The 18,892-nt window shown below is 69.6% G+C and carries 17 protein-coding genes and 1 pseudogene; 10 read left to right on the forward strand and 8 right to left on the reverse strand.

What is annotated here, in order from left to right:
• Positions 1 to 71: 71 nt before the first annotated feature.
• Positions 72 to 1,337: an MFS transporter gene (locus BT364_RS07500; RefSeq protein ID WP_371268417.1), complete on the forward strand. Its 1,266-nt coding sequence runs from the start codon at positions 72 to 74 to the stop codon at positions 1,335 to 1,337.
• Positions 1,334 to 2,563, forward strand: coding sequence for a carboxylesterase family protein (locus BT364_RS07505; RefSeq protein WP_072484330.1), 1,230 nt, complete (start codon positions 1,334 to 1,336; stop codon positions 2,561 to 2,563). The genes BT364_RS07500 and BT364_RS07505 overlap by 4 nt, the downstream gene beginning before the upstream one ends.
• Positions 2,564 to 2,585: 22 nt before the next feature.
• Here the strand turns inward: BT364_RS07505 and BT364_RS07510 are convergent, their stop codons facing one another.
• Entirely contained in the window at positions 2,586 to 3,035 is a 450-nt protein-coding gene (locus BT364_RS07510; RefSeq protein ID WP_072484331.1) for an ASCH domain-containing protein, read from the reverse strand.
• Positions 3,036 to 3,117: 82 nt separating this feature from the next.
• Here BT364_RS07510 and BT364_RS42605 point away from each other — a divergent pair.
• A pseudogene (locus BT364_RS42605) lies at positions 3,118 to 3,411 on the forward strand (cytochrome b/b6 domain-containing protein); the annotation flags it as partial.
• A gap of 21 nt (positions 3,412 to 3,432) precedes the next feature.
• Here BT364_RS42605 and BT364_RS07520 read toward each other — a convergent pair.
• On the reverse strand, positions 3,433 to 4,830 hold the full coding sequence (locus BT364_RS07520; RefSeq protein WP_072484332.1) for a GntP family permease: 1,398 nt from the start codon (positions 4,828 to 4,830) through the stop codon (positions 3,433 to 3,435).
• Positions 4,831 to 4,841: 11 nt separating this feature from the next.
• Positions 4,842 to 5,351, reverse strand: a complete 510-nt coding sequence (locus tag BT364_RS07525) for a gluconokinase (RefSeq protein WP_072484333.1) — start codon at positions 5,349 to 5,351, stop codon at positions 4,842 to 4,844.
• A 144-nt stretch (positions 5,352 to 5,495) separates the two neighbouring features.
• On the opposite strand from BT364_RS07525, the gene BT364_RS07530 reads away from it, so the two are divergent.
• Complete coding sequence (locus BT364_RS07530; protein WP_072484579.1) at positions 5,496 to 6,197, forward strand: FadR/GntR family transcriptional regulator; 702 nt, start codon at positions 5,496 to 5,498, stop codon at positions 6,195 to 6,197.
• A 68-nt stretch (positions 6,198 to 6,265) separates the two neighbouring features.
• Here BT364_RS07530 and phsA read toward each other — a convergent pair whose 3' ends face one another.
• On the reverse strand, positions 6,266 to 8,161 hold the full coding sequence (gene phsA, locus BT364_RS07535; RefSeq protein WP_072484580.1) for an O-aminophenol oxidase PhsA: 1,896 nt from the start codon (positions 8,159 to 8,161) through the stop codon (positions 6,266 to 6,268).
• A gap of 280 nt (positions 8,162 to 8,441) precedes the next feature.
• Between phsA and BT364_RS07540 the strand changes: the two genes are divergently transcribed.
• Both BT364_RS07540 and BT364_RS07545 read left to right on the forward strand, forming a co-directional pair.
• The gene (locus BT364_RS07540; RefSeq protein WP_072484334.1) at positions 8,442 to 9,527 is read left to right on the forward strand and encodes an S-(hydroxymethyl)mycothiol dehydrogenase; all 1,086 of its coding nucleotides are present in this window, start codon (positions 8,442 to 8,444) and stop codon (positions 9,525 to 9,527) included.
• Positions 9,527 to 10,156, forward strand: a complete 630-nt coding sequence (locus BT364_RS07545) for an MBL fold metallo-hydrolase (protein WP_072484335.1) — start codon at positions 9,527 to 9,529, stop codon at positions 10,154 to 10,156. Before BT364_RS07540 ends, BT364_RS07545 begins: the two co-directional genes overlap by 1 nt.
• A 13-nt stretch (positions 10,157 to 10,169) precedes the next feature.
• Here BT364_RS07545 and BT364_RS07550 read toward each other — a convergent pair whose 3' ends face one another.
• Entirely contained in the window at positions 10,170 to 11,105 is a 936-nt protein-coding gene (locus BT364_RS07550; protein ID WP_072484336.1) for a pseudouridine synthase, read from the reverse strand.
• Between the two features lie 99 nt (positions 11,106 to 11,204).
• Entirely contained in the window at positions 11,205 to 11,918 is a 714-nt protein-coding gene (locus BT364_RS07555; RefSeq protein ID WP_072484337.1) for a hypothetical protein, read from the reverse strand.
• A 435-nt stretch (positions 11,919 to 12,353) separates the two neighbouring features.
• Here BT364_RS07555 and BT364_RS07560 point away from each other — a divergent pair, with 435 nt between their 5' ends.
• Together BT364_RS07560 and BT364_RS07565 are read left to right on the forward strand one after the other, a co-directional pair.
• Positions 12,354 to 12,824: a MerR family transcriptional regulator gene (locus BT364_RS07560; RefSeq protein ID WP_072484581.1), complete on the forward strand. Its 471-nt coding sequence runs from the start codon at positions 12,354 to 12,356 to the stop codon at positions 12,822 to 12,824.
• Between the two features lie 734 nt (positions 12,825 to 13,558).
• Entirely contained in the window at positions 13,559 to 14,410 is an 852-nt protein-coding gene (locus BT364_RS07565; RefSeq protein ID WP_072484338.1) for an AfsR/SARP family transcriptional regulator, read from the forward strand.
• Positions 14,411 to 14,477: 67 nt separating this feature from the next.
• On the opposite strand, the gene BT364_RS07570 is transcribed toward BT364_RS07565, so the two are convergent.
• Entirely contained in the window at positions 14,478 to 14,933 is a 456-nt protein-coding gene (locus BT364_RS07570) for a nuclear transport factor 2 family protein (protein ID WP_072484339.1), read from the reverse strand.
• 216 nt (positions 14,934 to 15,149) lie between these two features.
• Here BT364_RS07570 and BT364_RS07575 point away from each other — a divergent pair, with 216 nt between their 5' ends.
• Both BT364_RS07575 and BT364_RS07580 read left to right on the forward strand, forming a co-directional pair.
• Positions 15,150 to 16,757 (forward strand): class I adenylate-forming enzyme family protein, encoded by a 1,608-nt coding sequence (locus tag BT364_RS07575; RefSeq protein ID WP_072484340.1) that lies wholly within the window; start codon positions 15,150 to 15,152, stop codon positions 16,755 to 16,757.
• On the forward strand, positions 16,754 to 17,530 hold the full coding sequence (locus BT364_RS07580; RefSeq protein ID WP_072484341.1) for an enoyl-CoA hydratase/isomerase family protein: 777 nt from the start codon (positions 16,754 to 16,756) through the stop codon (positions 17,528 to 17,530). The genes BT364_RS07575 and BT364_RS07580 overlap by 4 nt, the downstream gene beginning before the upstream one ends.
• Positions 17,531 to 17,684: 154 nt before the next feature.
• Here the strand turns inward: BT364_RS07580 and BT364_RS07585 are convergent, their stop codons facing one another.
• Positions 17,685 to 18,887, reverse strand: a complete 1,203-nt coding sequence (locus BT364_RS07585; protein ID WP_072484342.1) for a thiolase family protein — start codon at positions 18,885 to 18,887, stop codon at positions 17,685 to 17,687.
• Positions 18,888 to 18,892: the final 5 nt, after the last annotated feature.

Genomic DNA, 18,892 nt, shown 5'->3' on the forward strand with positions numbered 1-18,892 from the left:
ACGAAGAACCCTCGGGCGGCGCCCGAGCCACTGCCGGCAGAACCGCCCTCGCCACGCTCGCGGGCACCACGCTGGAGTGGTACGACTTCTTCCTCTACGGAACAGCCGCGGCCCTCATTTTCAACGAGCAGTTCTTCCCCTCGCTCAGCCCCGCCGCCGGCACCCTGGCCGCCTTCAGCACCTTCGCCGTCGGCTTCATCGCCCGCCCCCTCGGCGGTCTGGTCTTCGGCCACTACGGAGACCGCATCGGCCGCAAGGCGACGCTGGTGGTCTCCCTCGTCCTGATGGGGATCGGCTCCACCCTCATCGGCGCCATCCCGAGCTACGAATCCATCGGCTTCTGGGCCCCGGTCCTCCTGGTCACGCTGCGCCTCGTCCAGGGCATCGGGCTCGGCGGCGAAGGGGCCGGAGCGACCCTCATGTCGATGGAACACGCGCCACCGGGCAAGAAGAACCTCTACGCGGGCTTCCCGCAGATGGGCACACCGGGCGGCCTGGTCCTGGCCAATGTGATCTTCCTGGTCACCAACGCGGTCATGGGCGACCACGCGTTCACCTCGTGGGGCTGGCGCATCCCGTTCCTGCTCAGCTTCGTCCTGGTGGCCGTGGGGCTGGTGATCCGGCTGCGGGTGACCGAGTCACCGTCCTTCGACCGTGTCCGGGCCCAGGACCAGGTGGTCCGGTTCCCGCTGGCCGAATCCATGAAGGTCGGCTTCCCCCGGCTCGCGCTGACCCTGCTCGCCGTCGTCGCGAACTCGGCCGTCGCCTATGTGTTCATGGTCTTCACGCTGTCCTACGGCTCCCAGCACCTCGACTACGACAAACAGTTCCTCATCGTGAGCGTCACCGTCGCGGCGGCCCTGTGGTTCGTGACCATCCCGGTGTGGACGAAGATCGCCGACCGGCACGGCCGCCGGACCATGTTCATCGCCGGATCCGCCGCCGTCCTCGTCTGGTGCGTCGCCTTCTTCCCGCTCCTCGACACCGGCAACTCCGCCCTCGCCGTGGTGGCGCTGCTCGGCATGGGCCTCATCATCCCGGTCACCCACTGCGTGCAGGGCAGCATCATCGTCGACACCTTCCCCGCCAACGTCCGGTACTCCGGCTCCTCGTTGATCCTGCAGGGCGGCGCCATCCTGGGCGGCGGACTCGCTCCCATGATCTCCACCGCACTGCTCAACTCGGGCGGCTCGTCGACCGGGGTGACGTGGTACCTCGTCGGGATCTGCGCCGTCAGCCTGGCCGGCGCGGTCGCCCTGTTCCGGCTGGTACCCGAAGAGGCGCCGGAACCGGTGCGGGCCGCCCCGGTGGAGCCGCTGTCCGGGCGCGGCGCATGACCCGCCCCGCCGTGGTCCGGTCCGGCCCGGTCCGCTACGCCATGGCCGAGCGCTTCGCGCGGCCCCGCCCGGTGCGTGACGACGACCGCCCGCCCACCGGCGAGATCTGCCCGCAACTGCCGTCCAGGCTCGACGCGGTGATGGGACCGCCGCTCGACCGGCACCCGCAGGGCGAGGACTGTCTGAACCTGACCGTCACCACACCCGCCCGCGACAGCGCGGCGCGGCCGGTGATGGTCTGGTTCCACGGCGGCGGGTTCAGCAGCGGCGCGGGCCTCATGGACTGGTACGACGGTGGGGCACTCGCCACCGAGGGCGATGTCGTCGTGGTGGCCGTCAACTACCGCGTCGGCGCACTCGGATACCTCTGCCTCGACGGGGTGTCCGAGGGCAATCTCGGCCTGTACGACCAGCTCGAAGCGCTCCGCTGGGTGCGGACGCACATCGCCGCGTACGGCGGCGACCCCGCCGATGTCACGGTCTTCGGGCAGTCCGCCGGGGCGCTCTCCATCCGGCTGCTGATGGAGCTGCCCGAGGCTCGGGGGCTGTTCCGCCGCGCGATCCTGCAGAGTGCGCCGCTGGCGATCGCCACCCGGTCGCGGGCCGATGCCGAAGCCCTCGGCCGGATCTTCAGTGAGCGGCTCGCGGTACACGCCCCCGGCGCCGGCCCGCGTACCGCCGCCCAGGCGGCCGTACTCGCGGCGCAACGGGACACCGGGCTCGCCCACCGGGAACGTTCCGCCTCCACCCTGGAGCCGCCGTTCGGCCCCGTCGACACGGCCGGCGCCGCCCCCGGACCGCACGTCCGCGGCCTGGACATCATGTACGGCTGGAACGCGGACGACATGTCGGCCTTCCCCGGAGAGACGGGCGGCAACGGTGACCCGGCGGAGCCGACCCGGCGGATGTACACCGAACCGCTGACCGCTCTCGGGCAACAGCTCGTCCGGGCCGGAGCCCGGGTGCACGCCTACCGGCTGGACTGGCGCCCGGCCGGATCGGAGTACGGCGCCACCCACTGCGTGGAACTGCCGCTGCTCCTCGGCTCCCGGGCCGCCTGGCGGGACTCCCCGATGCTGGGGGACACCACCTGGGAGGAGGTGGACGAGCTGGGCAGGGCGGTGCGCGCCATCTGGATCGCCTTCGTCCGCACCGGCCGTCCCGGTGGAGTCGCGCCCCTGCTGACCTGCTGCGAGATCCTCGCCCGACGGCCGTGGGCTCGGTAGCCGGCCCTGCCGCCCGTCCGGTCTACCGGCTGTCCGTGCCCATGGAGGGGTCCAGCAGCTCGACGACCCGGAACCGCTCGGCGACGACCATGGTGTCGTCGTCGACGGTGAACCCCGGGTCGCCGAGCGCCTCCCGCATCTCCTCGCTGTGCCAGAACCTCTCGTGCCCCGCGCGCCACTCGGCGACCGACGCGTCGCCCTCGCCCTCGTCGATCACATGCTGGAGGCCGACGTCGCCGAGGCGCAGCACCCGCACCTCCGTCACTTCCAGCACCGCGGTCTCCCGGCCGTCCGAGTCGATCAGCGCGGACCGCTCACCCACCGGAGGCAGCTCCTCCTTCTCCGCCTCGTACTCCGCGAGCAGCCCGGTCGTCGACACCTTCGTGCCGGCGAGCACCGCTCCCACCAGCCGGTCGCGCAGCGGTCCGGGGAAGGCGAGCAGAAAGGGCTTGAGGGGTTCACGGTTCGACATGGCGCCAAGTCTGACATGCCCGCCGGGGCGCGGCGCCGGTACCGTGACCCTGGCGGGTGCCGCCAACTGAGCTTCGGCCGGGCCGAGTTGTCAGCCGGTATTGTTCAACGCCGGGCAGAAGCCGTACGCGGCATGGATCGCGGGCGCGACGCTGGTGATGACGGGCACCGGGGTGCTGATGTGGTTCACCGGCCTCGCCCCGCTGGTGTGGCGTACGAGCGCGACCTTCGTCCACGACTGGCCGGCGCTCGCGGTCGGCATCGTGCTGGCCGGGCACATGGCAATGGCGCTCGCCGACCCGGAGGCACGCCGTGGCATGCGCACCGGGTCGGTCGAGCGCCATCGGGCACGGTCACAGCATGCGCTGTGGGGGGAGGACCGTGCGGGCGGCCGCGCGCTAGAGGACCAGCGACAGCAGCAGGATGAAGGCCAGCGAGACCACGGAGATGATGGTCTCCATCACCGACCAGGTCTTCACCGTCTGGCCGACGCTCATGCCGAAGTACTCCTTCACCAGCCAGAACCCGGCGTCATTGACATGGCTGAAGAAGAGCGAGCCCGCTCCGACGGCGAGGACCAGCAGCGCGGCGTGGGACGTCGACATGTCGGCGGCCAGCGGGGCGACCAGACCGGCCGCCGAGATGGTGGCCACGGTCGCCGAGCCGGTCGCGAGCCGGATCGCCACGGCGATCAGCCACCCCAGCAGCAGTGCCGGTATCGACCAGTCCTCGGAGAAGTCCAGGATCATCTGGCCCACGCCGGCGTCGATCAGGGTCTGCTTGAAACCGCCGCCCGCGCCCACGATCAGCAGCACACCGGCGATCGGGGCAAGGGACTTCTCGACGGTGGTGGAGAGCCGGCCCTTGGAGAAACCGGCCGCCCGGCCCAGCGTGAACATGCCGACTATGACGGCCGCGAGGAGTGCGATCAGCGGCGAGCCGATCACATCGGTGACCTTCTGCAGGCCCTGCTCCGGGTCGTCCACGACGATGTCGACCAGGGCCTTGACCAGCATCAGCACGACCGGCAGCAGAATGGTCGCGAGGGTGGCGCCGAAGCCGGGACGACGGTCGAGATCCTCCGAGGGACGCTGCGGAATCATCTTCTCCGGGGCCTCGATGTCCACCCAGCGCGCCGCGTAGCGGGAGAAGACCGGCCCCGCGATGATCACGGTCGGGATCGCGACCAGTACACCCAGCGCCAGCGTGACGCCGAGGTTGGCGCCGAGGGCGTCGATCGCCACCAGCGGGCCGGGGTGCGGCGGGATCAGGCCGTGCATCACGGAGAGACCGGCCAGCGCCGGGATGCCGATCCGCATCAGGGAGAAGTTGCCGCGCTTGGCGACGAGCAGCACCACCGGGATCAGCAGCACGATGCCGACCTCGAAGAAGAGCGGCAGGCCGATGATCGAGGCGATCAGGACCATCGCCCACGGCATGGAACGCCGGCTCGCCTTTGCGAGGATGGTGTCGACGATCTGGTCCGCGCCACCGGAGTCGGCCAGCAGCTTGCCGAGGATCGCGCCGAGCGCGATGAGCACACCGACACCCGCGACGGTCGAGCCGAGCCCGGCGGTGAAGCTGGCGATCGTCTTGGCCGGAGCGGCGCCGGCGAACGAGCCGAGCGCCAGTGAGCCGATGGTCAGCGCGAGGAACGCGTGCATCTTGAACTTGGTGATGAGCAGAACGATGACGGCGATGCCCGCCAGGACTGCGATACCCAACTGCGCGTTGCCTGCCGAAGTGATCGGTTCGACGGCGTCCGCTGCCAACATCTCGACGCTGAGACTGGTCACGGTGGTGATCCTTAGTTTTCGAGCCGGCGCAGCGCGGCGACGGCTCGCTGGGTGATTTCTTCGGGGGTGCCGGACACGTCGACCGAGACTCCGGCCTCGTCCTCCCGCAGCGGCTGCAGGGTGGCGAACTGCGAGTCGAGCAGCGCGGTGGGCATGAAGTGCCCCTTGCGCTCCGCCATGCGGTGCTCGATCAGGGCCCGGTCGCCGGTCAGATGGAGGAAGACCGCACCGGGTGCCTCGGCGCGCAGCCGGTCGCGGTAGGACCGCTTGAGCGCCGAGCTGCTCACCACTCCTCCGAGCCCCGCCCGGCCGTGCGCCCACCGGCCGATCGCATCGAGCCAGGGCCACCGGTCGGAGTCGTCCAGCGGGGTGCCGGCCGACATCTTGGCGATGTTCGCCGCGGGATGGAAGTCGTCGCCCTCTGCGTACGGAACGCCGAGTTCGGCGGCGAGCAGGGGGCCGATCGTGGTCTTGCCGGTCCCTGCTACGCCCATCACCACGACGACGTGGGGGGTGCTCATTGGTGCTGCCTCGCAGTCCTCTTCGATGTCTTCCTCGACATCGGTCCGTCGCGCTACTGAAACCTATACGTACGACTTATTCAAGATTCTGTGACGTAAACGTCGTACTTTTTGTTCCTGAGGGGTGCCCCGTAGGCTGTGCTCATGACCACACAGGGCCCTGGGCTGCATACACATGTGCTGGACACCCTGGGTCTGGAGATCGCCGCCGGGGAGCATCCGCCGGGACAGGTCCTGCGCACCGATGAGCTGGCCCAGCGCTTCGACGTCTCGCGCACCGTCGTACGCGAGGTGATCCGCGTCCTGGAGTCCATGCACCTGGTCGAGTCCCGGCGCCGGGTCGGCGTCACCGTGCGGCCGACCGAGGCGTGGAACGTGTACGACCCGCAGGTCATCCGGTGGCGGCTGGCCGGCGCCGACCGCCCGCGCCAGCTGCGCTCCCTGACCGTGCTGAGGTCGGCGATCGAACCCGTCGCGGCCGGTCTCGCCGCCCGCAACGCCACTCCGGAGCAGTGCGCGGCCCTCACCGAGTGCGCGCTCGGCATGGTCGCCACCTCGCGCGGCCAGCAGCTGGAGGGCTATCTGGAGCACGACATCGCGTTCCACCGGATCGTGCTCAACGCCTCCGGCAACGAGATGTTCGCGCGGCTCGGCGACGTCGTCGCCGAGGTCCTGGCGGGCCGCACCCACCACCAGGTGATGTTCGAGGACCCGGACCCGGCCGCGGTCACCCTCCACGTCCGGCTCGCCGAGGCGGTCCGCGAGGGCGACGCCGCGGCGGCGGAGCGGCTCACGAAGGAGATCGCGGTGGGCGCCCTGCACGAACTGGACGTCCTCGCGCCCTGAGGCCGCGGACACGAGGCGGCCCCCGCGGAACGATCCCGCGGGGGCCGCCGGTCCGGCCGTCCGGCCGGTCAGCCGCTGTGACCGTGGTGGCCGCCGTGCCCGGCGCCGTGGTCGAACTTCACCGCCTCGGGCGGCATCACGACGAACGGCCGCATCATGCCCATGTCCTCGTGCTCCAGCAGATGGCAGTGGTACATGAACCGCCCGTACGCCCCGTCGAACCTCCCGAGCACCTTCACCAACTGCCCCGCGGGCACCCGGAAGACGTCCTTCCAGCCCTGCTCGTTCGGTGCCGTCGGGATCGTGGTGCCGTGGTCGAACGCCACGGGGGATCGGGTTCCGCCGACCGCCGGATCGAAGCCGTCGAGCTTGTACGCCTCCCGGCCCATCACCTGGAAGTCCGCCAGATGGATGTGCATCGGATGCGTCGGACCGCCCAGGTTGAGGAACGACCACTGCTCGTAGCTGCCTTCGCCCACCGTGAAGCCGAGGCCGTCGTTGAAGGTCCGCGAGATCCTGCGGTACGTACGCACCGTGCCGTCCTCGCCCCGGACCTGGATGACACCGTCCGAAGGCACCTGCACCTCGGCGGCGTCCTCGACTTCCGCCATCTCCCAGATCTCCGGGTGACCGCCGCCGCCGACCGTGCCCGGCACCGTCAGCACCACGAGCCGGTGCCCGTGCTCCAGTCGGCCGTGCTCGTACCGCCGGAACGAACCGGACAGCACCTCGGGCAGCTCGAAACCGTCCCGCTGCCCCGTCTCCCGTACCCGGAACTCCATCACCTGCGGGAACGGCACGTTCGCCGACAGGTCCGGCACCCCCGGCGCCAGCCTGCCGCGGTTGACCAGCCGGACCCGGCGCCCGGCCAGTGCCGAGAAGTCGATCAGCAGGTCCATCCGCTCGGCCGGGGCGATCGTCAGCTGCGGCAGCACCTCGTCGAAGTCGACCGGCACCGGGCGCGGCAACAGCCCGCCGTCACTGCCGATCTGCCGGATCACGCCCGGCACCGGGTTGTTGTCCTCGTCGACCAGCACCAGATCGTAGATCCGGGCGTTGGAGGCGTTGACGAGCCGGAAGCGGTACCAGGCGTCGTCCACGTCCAGATGCGGCCAGATGCGGCCGTTGACCGTGGTGTACGGGCCGAAGAACGGCAGCGACACCGGCTTCCCGGTCTCCGGATCGGCCTCGGTGATCACCGTCGTCTTGTGCAGCAGCCGCCCGTTGAGCCGGCCGTCCGCGTCGGTGTCCAGGTTGCGGTCGGCGAGGATCAGTGGCAACTCCCGGTCGCCGGACGGCAGATTGAGCGCGTCCTCCTCGTCGTCCCTGATCAGATAGGTGCCGACGAGCCCGGCGTACACGTTCCACCGGGTGATGTTCATCGCGTGGTCGTGGTACCACCACTGCGTGGCCTGGTGGTCGTTCGGGTACTCCGACAGCTGCGCGTCGCCGAAGCCGACCGCGTTGTCCGCCCAGCCGTCGTTGCCGCCACCGGTCTGCGCGCCGTGCAGATGCGTCACCGTCCAGGCGGGCAGCGCGGCGACGTCCGCGTTCGGCTCGACGCCGTCGCGTCCGGGGCGGTTGTGCGGTGCCGGCTCGTCCTGCTTGACCGGGCCGACCTCCACCGCCGTGACCGGGTATTCGCTGCCCTTGGGGATGCGGTTGGTCCAGGCGATCCTGATCCGCTCCCCGCGCCGCACCTCGATGGTCGGCCCCGGCACCGTGCCGTTGTACCCCCACATCAGCGTCGGCGGCAGCTGCGCGTGCAGTCGCACCCAGGTGGGTGACAGGGCGATCTCGGTCTCGCGGAGCACATCACCGCTCTGCGGGCGGAGCACCGGCGGGACGGGCAACGCGTCGGTGAACGGGACGAGTCCGCCGACCGGCGCCCCGAGCGCGGCCGCTTCGGGACCCGGTCCCGGCTCGTCGGTCCGCTGACTGATCTTCTCCGTGGTCTCGGCGATCTCGGTCAAGGCACTTCCCCCATGATCCGTAATTCCACTGCTGTTGGACCACGCGACCCCTGCCCCCGCAGGTACTGATTCGGCGGCCCCTGTGCATCGAAGGACGGCCTGGAAACCGCCGGAGTTCAGCAGGGTGCATCATCTGACCGAAAGCGGTACATCCCACCGGGGGACGGCGGCCGCTTCGCGCCAACGCGGCGCGCCGCCGTGACACCCTCACGGGGCGTACGGTTGTTCGTGTTCGATCTTCACAAAGAGACGGAAACAGGGAGACCACGGTATGTCGCAGCAGGTGCAAGGGGTCATCGCACCGGGGAAGAACGAGCCGGTACGGATCGAGACGATCGTGATCCCGGACCCGGGCCCCGGCGAGGCCGTGGTGAAGATCCAGGCGTGCGGCGTCTGCCACACCGACCTCCACTACAAGCAGGGCGGGATCAACGACGAGTTCCCCTTCCTGCTCGGCCACGAGGCCTCGGGCGTGGTGGAGTCCGTCGGCGAGGGCGTCACGGACGTCGAGCCCGGCGACTTCGTCATCCTCAACTGGCGTGCCGTGTGCGGGCAGTGCCGCGCGTGTCTGCGCGGCCGCCCCTGGTACTGCTTCGACACCCACAACGCGAAGCAGAAGATGACCCTGCTCGACGGCACGGAGCTGTCGCCGGCCCTCGGCATCGGCGCCTTCGCCGAGAAGACCCTGGTCGCCGCCGGTCAGTGCACCAAGGTCGACCCGGAGGTCTCCCCGGCCGTCGCCGGGCTGCTCGGCTGCGGCGTGATGGCGGGCATCGGCGCCGCCATCAACACCGGACAGGTCGGCCGCGGCGACTCGGTCGCCGTGATCGGCTGCGGCGGTGTCGGTGACGCGGCGATCGCCGGTGCCCGGCTGGCCGGCGCGGCGAAGATCATCGCCGTGGACATCGACGACCGCAAGCTGGAGACGGCGAAGACGATGGGCGCCACGCACACCGTCAACTCCCGCTCCACCGACCCGGTCGAGGCGATCCGCTCCCTCACCGGCGGCAACGGCGCGGACGTCGTCATCGAGGCGGTCGGCCGCCCCGAGACGTACAAGCAGGCCTTCTACGCCCGCGACCTCGCCGGGACCGTCGTCCTGGTCGGCGTCCCCACCCCGGAGATGCAGCTGGAACTGCCGCTCATCGACGTCTTCGGGCGCGGCGGCTCGCTCAAGTCCTCCTGGTACGGCGACTGCCTGCCCTCGCGCGACTTCCCGATGCTCGTCGACCTGCACCAGCAGGGGCGGATCGACCTCGGCGCGTTCGTCACCGAGACCATCGGACTGGGCGACGTCGAGCAGGCCTTCGCCCGGATGCACGACGGCGACGTGCTGCGCTCGGTGGTGGTCCTCTGATGGCCGCCCGTATCGACCATCTCGTCACCTCCGGCACCTTCGCCCTCGACGGCGGGGAGTGGGACGTCGACAACAACGTCTGGATCGTCGGCGACGACACCGAGGCGATCGTCATCGACGCCGCCCATGACGCCGCCGCCATCGAGGCCGCGCTGAACGGCCGTACGCTGCGCGCCATCGTCTGCACGCACGCGCACAACGACCACATCGACGCGGCCCCCGCCCTGGCCGACGCGACCGGCGCGCCGATCCTGCTGCACCCCGACGACCTGCCGCTGTGGAAGCAGACGCACCCGGACCGCCTCCCGGACGGCGAACTGGCCGACGGCCAGGAGCTGGAGATCGCCGGGACGACGCTCAAGGTCCTGCACACCCCCGGCCACGCCCCGGGCGCCGTCTGCCTGTACGCCCCCGGGCAGGCCACCGTCTTCACCGGGGACACGCTCTTCCAGGGCGGGCCCGGCGCCACCGGACGGTCCTTCTCCCACTTCCCGACCATTGTCGCGTCGATCAGGGACCGGCTGCTCGCGCTCCCGCCGGAGACCACCGTCCGTACCGGCCACGGCGACTCCACCACCATCGGCGTGGAGGCCCCGCACCTGGACGAGTGGATCGCCCGCGGTCACTGAGAACCGCGGACGCTCACCGGTCCGGCCACGCGGAGAGCCGCAGCCCGCTCTCGAAGCGGCGCGGCTCACCCGTGACCGGATCGGCGAACTCCAGCGCCCGGGCGAGGAGTTGGAGCGGGCGCGTGAAGTCGTCCGGCGCTCCTTCCGCCTCGACCACCGGATAGACCGGATCGTGGACGAGCGGCAGCCCCAGGGCGTTCATATGGACCCGCAGCTGATGGGTCCGCCCGGTGGCGGGCAGCAGCCGGTAGCGGCCGAGCCCCTCCCGGTGCTCCAGCAGCTCGATCCGGCTCTCGCTGTTCGGCTCGCCCGGCTCCTCACGGGCGGCGATCACCCCGCGTTCCTTCACGATCCGGCTGCGCACGGTACGCGGGAAGGCCGGCGCGGGATCGTACGGCGCCACCGCCTCGTACTCCTTGCGCACCAGGCGGTCCCGGAACATCGTCTGGTACGCGCCCCGCTCCCCGGGCCGTACGACGAACAGGACGAGGCCCGCCGTCAGCCGGTCCAGCCGGTGCGCCGGCTGCAACTGAGGCAGCTCCAGCTCACGGCGCAGCCGGGCCACCGCGGTCTCGGTGATGTGCCGGCCGCGCGGCGTCGTCGCCAGGAAGTGCGGCTTGTCGGCGACGACGAGATGCTCGTCGCGGTGGACCACACCGACCGGGAACGGCACCGGGTCCTCCGGCGCGAAATCCCGGTGGAACCAGATGTACCGGCCCGCTTCGTACGGCTCGTCGGCGGACACCGGGCCCCGCACGGAGACGAACCGGCCCTCGGCGAACATGGCGTCCACCCGCCGCGCGCCGATCGCCCCCGCGAACCGCGCCAGCAGATGATCACGCACCGTCGGCCACGCCGCGTCCGGATCCTCGGGGAGCCGCAGCCGGACCGGGTCGATCCCGTCCCGCTGCGGCAGCGGCGCCGACGGGGGCTTCGCACGCCCCCTCACCGGGGAACGCCGACCACTGCGGCGGTACTCATCGTGCCGGCTCCTCGCTCTGTCGCCCGGGGTGTCCGCAAAGTATCGCCGGTCGCAGGCCGGGCGCCGTCAGGAGCCCGGCAGCGTCACCTTCTCCGGACCGCAGCCGACGCGCTCGGCCTCGGCGGCGACATAGCCGGGCAGCAGCTCGCGGGCGAGGCCTGCGGCCGAGTGCTCCGTGTGGTCCAGCTGCTCCACCACGAAGACCACCGGACCGGTCTGGCAGCTCGCCCGGTAGACGGCCCTGGTTCCGTCGATGGAGCCGGAGCCCTTGGAACCCTTGACGGGCAGACCGGTCCTGAGCGTGCCCGAGGAGAAGACCTCGGACAGCGCCGCGTCCGTCACCGTCGTCAGCCGCACGGCGGGGTTGTAGGAGCCGCCGGCCTCGCAGACCCGGGCGGGCCCGCCGTCGCCACCGACGCGCGCGCGGGCCAGATCCTTGCGGTGCGCCTCGGGAAGGGTGAAGCCCTTGACGCCGCAGAAGGCGGCGGCATCCGTCTGCTTCCGCTCCATCGGGGCGGGCAGGGTGCGCGGCGTCCGGTACGTGCCGGAGCAGCCGAAGTCGCGGATGACCCCGTTGGTGACCTCCACCAGCGCACGGGTCAGCGCCGCGCGGTCCTCCCGCTCGTAGTCCGACCCGAGGTCGAGTCCGGTCGGCCCCATGGCGATGTCCACCACGGTGGGGCCGGTGAACTCGTCCCGCCCGGTGCAGCTCTGCGGCAGCGCCAGCCAGGCGCGCGACGACGAGGCCAGCCCCGGCAGCCCGTCGCCGAGCAGAGCCATGTCGGCCGCGAGGAACTCCGCGGGCCAGTCGCGCCCGTCCGTGCCGTTCAGAGGAGCACCCAGTGCCCGGGAACCCCGACCGTCGCCCACTCCGAGGCGTCGAACCCGGGGCGCGCGAACGACTCGTCCCGGGTGGCGGCCGTGTGTGTGCGGATCACAGGGACTCCTCGCTCGGGGCGCAACGCAAAGTGCCGATCAGGATATTTCCTGATCGGCACTTGCTCTGTGGCCAACCGACACAATTGCCCTGGCCTGGGCTTTAATACCGCTAGCTGGGGCAGCGTTCCCAGGCACTTCAAGACCGTTTCCCAGCTCACCGTGATCGGCGGGGTGAGCTGTGGACTCTGAACGTCCGTGTCACTCTCGTCTGCGGCTACCCTGGTGCGGTTCGCGCGTGTGCAGGTTGGCGGGGCGGTAGAGGGGATCCGGGGCGGTATGGCGCAAGAGCGGCACATGCAGATCGGCGAGGTCGCGGAGCGGACCGGATTGTCGTTGCGCACGATCCGGCACTACGAAGAGGTCGGCCTCATCGTCCCCTCCGCCCGCAGCAAGGGCGGCTTCCGTCTCTATACAGAGGCCGACGTCAGTCGACTCATGGTGATTCGGCGCATGAAGCCGCTGGATTTCTCCCTCGAGGAGATGCGTGATCTGCTGGAGATCACTGACCGGCTCGGCGCCCAGGATGATCCGCCCGCGCCTCTGGAGCGCGAGCGACTTCGTGAGCGACTTGACGCGTACCGCAAGGTGGCCGACGCGCGGTGCGAGACCCTGCGCGCGCGACTGGCGATGGCCGAGGACTTTGCCGCCACGCTGCGTGACCGGATGAATGCGGATGTCCGAGCTCGGGCGGCAAGTGAGCAGACTGCTTCCGGAGGGCCCTCTGCGCATTTTCCGGCTCACGATTGATGAATCCGGTCCTGCCGGCTCGACGTGGCAGAAGGTGTGCGATTCGCGGTCGCAGCCCACGACCCACGCCATGTGGACGCGTGCGACTGGCTGTTGCATCTGTAATCGGACAAGCTGCGTCATGTTCCTGAACTGACCCGCCATCACGCCTCCCCTCGGCGGCAGGTGCGGGATGCTGCATGAGCGGCATGGCTCTGACCTGGCCCGACGTTGCTTGTCGGGAGCGGAGTCAAGGCAGACCTTTCCCTGATCGACGGCGGCCGCAGGACGCGCACGAGGTTCGGCGGTAGGCGCCGCCGGGGCGCGGCGCACGTCCGCGGCACACGCCGTCGCGCGCCCGGCGCGGGGAGGGCTCACACCGGCGCTGGACTCTACCCTTACGAGAGGGAAGGGATAGGTGGCGCGGCGGGTGTCACACTCTCGAGTGCAGGCGCGGAGAGGCTCCTGGGGGCGTCGAAGGGGAAGTGGAATGCAGGGTCGCGGCGTGGCCGGTTTCGCTTCCTGAGCCCTTGACCCAGAAATTACCGTACGGATACGTTCGGGCATATGCAGAGGTTGCGCCTTTGTGTCGCGCTGCGGCGATGGCGCCTCAGCGGCCGGTAATGCGAGCAGGTTTCATGCGTCGTGCACGGCCGCGTGAGACACACACGTGTCAACTGACCAAGGACTTATATGCGAAATCGTCTCGCTTCCTGCTGTGCGGTAAATTCCAAGAGCAACGGGGGGAAAGAGCTGTGGACGTCGAAGTTCTCGGGCATGTGGCGCTGAAGGTCGGCGATGAGCGCCGGACACCGAGTGCCCCCAAGGCCAGGCAGGTCCTTGCCTTGTTACTGGTCAACGCAAACAGAATGGTCAGCACGGATGTACTGATCGAAGAGCTGTGGGCCGAGCAGCCTCCTCGGAGCGCGCTCAGTGCGTTGCAGACGTACGTGTTCCAGTTGCGGCAGCTGTTGATGAAGATCCGTCCAGGTGAATCCCCGAAGAATATCCTGGTCACCACGCCGAACGGCTATGAATTCCGTGTCCCATCGGAGAACGTGGACCTGCAGCGCTATGAACGGCATCGCCTGGTCGGCCAGCAAGCCTTTCAAGCAGGCGACAGCGCGGCTGCTGTCGAGCAGTTTCGTGCCGCGCTCCATATTTTTGCAGCGCCGCCCCTGGCAAATGTTCGGCGTGGGATACACCTTGAGGCCGAGATTGTCAGGCTGGAAGAGAGCCGTATCGGGGTCCAGGAAACCAGAATCGAAGCGGAACTCGAACTGGGACGCCATCATGAGGTGCTGAGCGAACTGAGCGGGCTGGCGTCGCAGCGTCCGCAGCACGAAGGATTTCACCGTCAGCTGATGCTCGCACTCTACCGTTGTGGCAGACGTCCGCAGGCGCTGAAGGTGTTCAACCAGCTGCGGCAGTCGCTCGTGACCGAGCTTGGACTGGACCCCTCACGAGAGCTGCAAATGCTGCAGCAGGCGATTCTGTCCGCAGACCCTCGGCTGGACACCGCTGAGCGGGTTCCGTTCCTGCGCACGACCACCGATCCGGTTCTTTTGCAGGTCCCGTGGCCGACGGCCGGCCCCTGGAAGGTGTGAGGCGCAGTGGCGGCTGGGTGCCTGGTCGCCGCATCGTGCCGGCCGAGGGTTCTGGGACCTTGTCGTCTCAGCCCTTAGGGAGATCGTCCCGGAACACCTGACGGTGCCGGATGAACCATCGGTCCTCGTGCCGGGCCAGCACGTCCTCGCAGGTGCACACGAACTCCAGCTCCGACCGGCCTCCCACCACCGTCTTGGTGATCAGGGCATAGGTCTTGGCCAGGAGCGTCAACCCCGTTGCTTGCTGGAGCTCCATGGTGGTGACGCAGTGGCGGCGCAGGATGCCCTTCTCCTGCAGCTGGCGCGCTGCGGCCTCCGCGTTTTGGGCGATCTCGGCCCGCCCGCGCTGGGGCTCGGGGCGGGCGTTGGTGGCGAAGACCGCGTCATGCGTGAAGTCGTCGGTCCAATCGGCCACCCGGCCTTCGTCCATGGCCCGCATGTGGCGCCCGTAGAACTGCTGAATCTCTGCGAACAACGCCGCGGACACCGCGGTCTCCTCCGGCTTGTGCGGGGCCTGGGTCAAGGCACTCTCCTCCGCTCGGGTCTGGTCAACTCTTGCCGTAGTCACGGTGAGGGCTGCTTCTCCAAGCCGGGTAAAGAGACAAGCTCGGCCAGGGCAAGGCGGTGGACGAGAGCAGCCCGTGATGCTGCCTTGCTTGCCCCTCAAGTTGCCGGTGGTGCCCTGTCCAGTGGAGACCGGTGGCAAGGGCCACCGCCTGATGCGACGGAGGCCAGCAACATGGAACCGGCCCCTCAGGCCGCAACACAGTCTGTGACCGACGCTCGGTGTCCCGAAGCGGGACCGGGCTGGAAAACCATTGGCGAACTCATCGAAGATGCCGCGTTGCTGCACGGCGACAAGGAATTCCTCCGATGCGGCGACAAGACGCTCAGTTTCTCCGAGACCGACACCCGCACCGACCGGTTGGCGCAGGCGCTGATCGCCCAAGGTGTCAAACCGGGTGACCGCGTAGCGATCATGATGGACAATGTCGCGGACTGGCCGTTGAGCTGGTTCGCGGCCATCAAGGCCGGTGCCATTACGGTACCGGTCAACACCCGCTTCGGCTCCACGGACCTCGCGCACGTTTTGAAAGACTCCCAGGCCGTGCTGGTACTGGCCTCTCCAGGCTGCGTGCGCTTGGCCCGTGACGTGAGCGGCGGCATCGGGCACTCCTGTGCGGTCCGGACGCTACGCGAACTGGAGGCCGGTTTCGGCGACCGGCCGGTGGACGGTCCCGGTCTGTCGGCCCACGCGGGCGACACCGTCAACTTCCAGTACACTTCCGGCACCACGGGCTTTCCGAAAGCCTGCATGCTCAGCCACGACTACTGGCTGCGCACGGCGTGGATGATCGCTGTCCACTCCGGCCTGTGCCCGGACGACGTCGTGCTGACGGCCCAGGCGTTCTCCTACATGGATCCCCAGTGGAAAGCCGTGATGTGCCTGATGGGCGGCGTTCCGCTGGTGGTGCTCCCGCGGTTCTCCGCCTCCGGCTTCTGGCACTCCGTCCGCCAGCACCGGGCCACGCTGACCTACGTGCTGGGCAGCATGCCCATGCTCTTGTACAAGCAGCCGTCCCACTCGGGAGACCGCGATCATGCGATGCGGCTGGTCTTGTGCTCGGGCATCCCGCGCGACCTGCACCGTGCGTTCGAGGACCGCTGGGGCGCAGCCTGGCGCGAGGTGTACGGCTCCACCGAGAGCGGGTTGGACTTGATCATGCCGCCTGGTGAGGAGGCCACCGTGGGCAGCGGGGCGATGGGGTATCCGCCGGCCGGCAAGGAGGTCATTGTCGCCGACGGACAGCAGGGCTCTGTCCAGCCCGGGCAGATCGGCGAGATTCTGGTGCGGGGAAGGCCCATGATGAAGGGTTACTGGAACAACCCGGATAGTACCGAGCAGGCGTTCCGCGGCGGCTGGTACCACACCGGCGACCTCGGACGTGCCGGGGCGGCCGGGAGCGTGGTTCACGCCGGACGGCTGAAGGACATGATCCGGCGCGGTGGGGAGAACATCGCAGCGGCCGAGGTCGAGAGCGTCCTCGAAGGTCATCCGGCACTCCTGGCCGCTGCCGTCGTCGGGATCCCCGACGAGCTCTTCGGTGAGCTGCCCAAAGCCTTCCTGCAGCTGCGTCCCGGCTACCGCCCCACCACGGCAACGGCTCGCAGTGTCCTCGCGCACACCCGCCGCCACCTCGCGAAATTCAAGGTTCCTGCCTACGTCGAATTCGTCGGCTCCTTCCCTATGACTTCCTCCGCCCGTATCCAGAAGCGCCAGCTGCTTCGTCCCGGGGACGACCAGCGCACCGGTGCGTTCGACGCTGCGATGGACGCGTGGGTATGAGCGACGTACCGCCGTTGCTGAGCTCCGCCGACCTGACCATCACGGTCGACAGCGGCGTTGCTGTGATCGCCATGAGCCGTCCGGCGAAACTCAACGCCCTGACTCGCGACATGCGCCGGGACCTGGCCGAGCTGCTGCGCCACTACGGCGACGGCAGCCAGGCTCGCGGAGTGGTGATCACCGGCCGAGGGAAAGCCTTCTCTGCCGGAATGGACCTGCGCGAAGCCGCCGCCTCAGAGCTCGATCTGCTGGCGGAGATGAAGCTGTTCAACGACATCACCCGTGCCGCTCTCATCACCGAAGTCCCGGTCGTTGCCGCCCTCAACGGCATCGCCGTCGGCGGCGCCGGCGAGATGGCGCTGAGCTTCGACGCCCGCATCGCCACCGCCCAGGCCGCGATCTCATGGCCGGAGACCGGTGTCGGGCTCACCGTGTCCAATGCCGCGAGCCTGTTCCTACCCCGCCTCGCAGGCGCGTCCAGGGCCCTGCACCTGATCATGAACAGCGCCGGGCTCAGCGCCTCCCAGGCACTGGACCTCGGTCTCCTCGACGGCATCGTCGAGCCGGAGGATCTCATCCCCGCCGCCATCCGGCTGATCCACCGGTGGACGCAGCCGGGTTCGTCCACGGCCGCACATCTGCGGCTGATGCGGCCCTCGCTGCGTGCCGTGGAAGCGGCCATGGCGCGCGAGGCCGCGGCCGTACGGCAGGTCCAGGAAAGCGGCATCGCCCAGGCCGGCATCGCCATGGTGCTGGCTGGCCACGGGAGGTGATCGCCGCTCGGGGGACGGCCGGGGACCGTACCCCGAAGGGGGCCGCCGAGGCACAGACCGAGCGGGCTGTGGTGAAGGCCGAAAGACTCCTTCACCACAGCCCGCTCGGGGTGTGTCCCCTTGCATTCCCAGCACTGGGCACCAGGAGGCCGGGTCAGTCGGTCACTTCGATGATCAGTGCTGCTGCGGTGTCGCCTGCGGCGCACCCGGTGAACAGCCCCAGCCCGCCGCCTCGTGCCCTCAGCACGTGTGCGAGTTCCGTGACCGTCCGCAGCCCGGTCGGGCCTTGGGGGTGTCCGAAGAGAAGGCTGCAGCCGGACGCGTTCATGGCCTCCAGTGCCACCCCGGTTTCCCGGGCGAAGTACAGGTCGTTCACCGCGAAGGGGTTGTGGGTGCTGATGCCATCCATCGCGTCGATCTTCAGCCCGGCGGCGTGCAGCGCCGCCTGTGCGGCCGGAACGAGAGCCTTGGGCATGCGGGCCGGCTCCACTCGCGCGAAGCCGGATGCGACCAGGCGCACGATCGGGCCGCGGTCGGCGAACTCACGGGCGCGCGGTGTCGTTGTCACCAGGGCCCCCGCTGTGCCGTCCGCAGGATGAGTTTGCGTGGCGGCGGTGTGGACGCCGCCGGGGAGGACCGTCGGAAGTCGACCGGCGCTGTCGGCCGTGACCGGCCGCACGCCTTCGTCGGCCAGGAGTCCTACGGTGCCGAGTTCGTCCCGTTCGATCTCGATGCCGACCATGAAGTCGCGCTGGAAGGCGCGGTCGTCGCTAAGCGCGGCGGTGTATTGCTCGGAGCGCAGGACGGCGAGGACATCCAGGTCGTCGCGGGTGAAGCCGCACTCGGCCGCGACGGCTTCGGCTGTGGCGAGCATGCTCTGTCCGGTAACGGGATCCCGGGAGAAGCTGTCGCGTACCCAGTTCTCGCGTACTGGTCTCTGCTCGGAACCGGAAGGTGAGGGCCAGGACAGGTCCGGGCCGTTGCTGGTGCGGTCGGTGGTGACGATCAGTTGCGGTCCGATTCCTGTGCCCACCGCCGCGGCGGCCTGGTGCAGGGCCGCGACGGAGGTGGCGCAGGCTTGGTTGAGCATCGGTCCAAAGACCTGGGGCATGTCCAGTCGGGCCGCGAGTGTGGTGGCTCCGTAGAAGATGGCGGGCTGCGGCACGGTCCAGCCCAGTACCAGGCCCTCGATGGCGTTGCGGTCGATGCCGCGCTCCGACAGTGCCCGGCTGGTGGCGGCCACGGCCAGGTCGAGGCTGGAGATGTGGGCCAGGGCACCTCCCCACCGCGCGAAGGGCGAGGTCCACAGCGCCGTCAGGGGGATGGCCGCATCATGGTAGGTGGCCCCGGCCGTCATGCGCT

The sequence above is a fragment of the Streptomyces atratus genome (genome assembly GCF_900119365.1).
Taxonomy (GTDB): Bacteria; Actinomycetota; Actinomycetes; order Streptomycetales; family Streptomycetaceae; genus Streptomyces; species Streptomyces atratus_B.

Coding starts and splice junctions, on each gene's coding strand:
- BT364_RS07560 (WP_072484581.1), top strand. CDS start 12,354: ATGGCGCAAGAGCGGCACATGCAGATCGGCGAGGTCGCGGAGCGGACC.
- BT364_RS07510 (WP_072484331.1), bottom strand. CDS start 3,035: ATGTCGAACCGTGAACCCCTCAAGCCCTTTCTGCTCGCCTTCCCCGGA.
- BT364_RS07505 (WP_072484330.1), top strand. CDS start 1,334: ATGACCCGCCCCGCCGTGGTCCGGTCCGGCCCGGTCCGCTACGCCATG.
- BT364_RS07540 (WP_072484334.1), top strand. CDS start 8,442: ATGTCGCAGCAGGTGCAAGGGGTCATCGCACCGGGGAAGAACGAGCCG.
- BT364_RS07555 (WP_072484337.1), bottom strand. CDS start 11,918: ATGGCTCTGCTCGGCGACGGGCTGCCGGGGCTGGCCTCGTCGTCGCGC.
- BT364_RS07545 (WP_072484335.1), top strand. CDS start 9,527: ATGGCCGCCCGTATCGACCATCTCGTCACCTCCGGCACCTTCGCCCTC.
- BT364_RS07575 (WP_072484340.1), top strand. CDS start 15,150: ATGGAACCGGCCCCTCAGGCCGCAACACAGTCTGTGACCGACGCTCGG.
- BT364_RS07530 (WP_072484579.1), top strand. CDS start 5,496: ATGACCACACAGGGCCCTGGGCTGCATACACATGTGCTGGACACCCTG.
- BT364_RS07580 (WP_072484341.1), top strand. CDS start 16,754: ATGAGCGACGTACCGCCGTTGCTGAGCTCCGCCGACCTGACCATCACG.
- BT364_RS07525 (WP_072484333.1), bottom strand. CDS start 5,351: ATGAGCACCCCCCACGTCGTCGTGGTGATGGGCGTAGCAGGGACCGGC.
- BT364_RS07585 (WP_072484342.1), bottom strand. CDS start 18,887: ATGACGGCCGGGGCCACCTACCATGATGCGGCCATCCCCCTGACGGCG.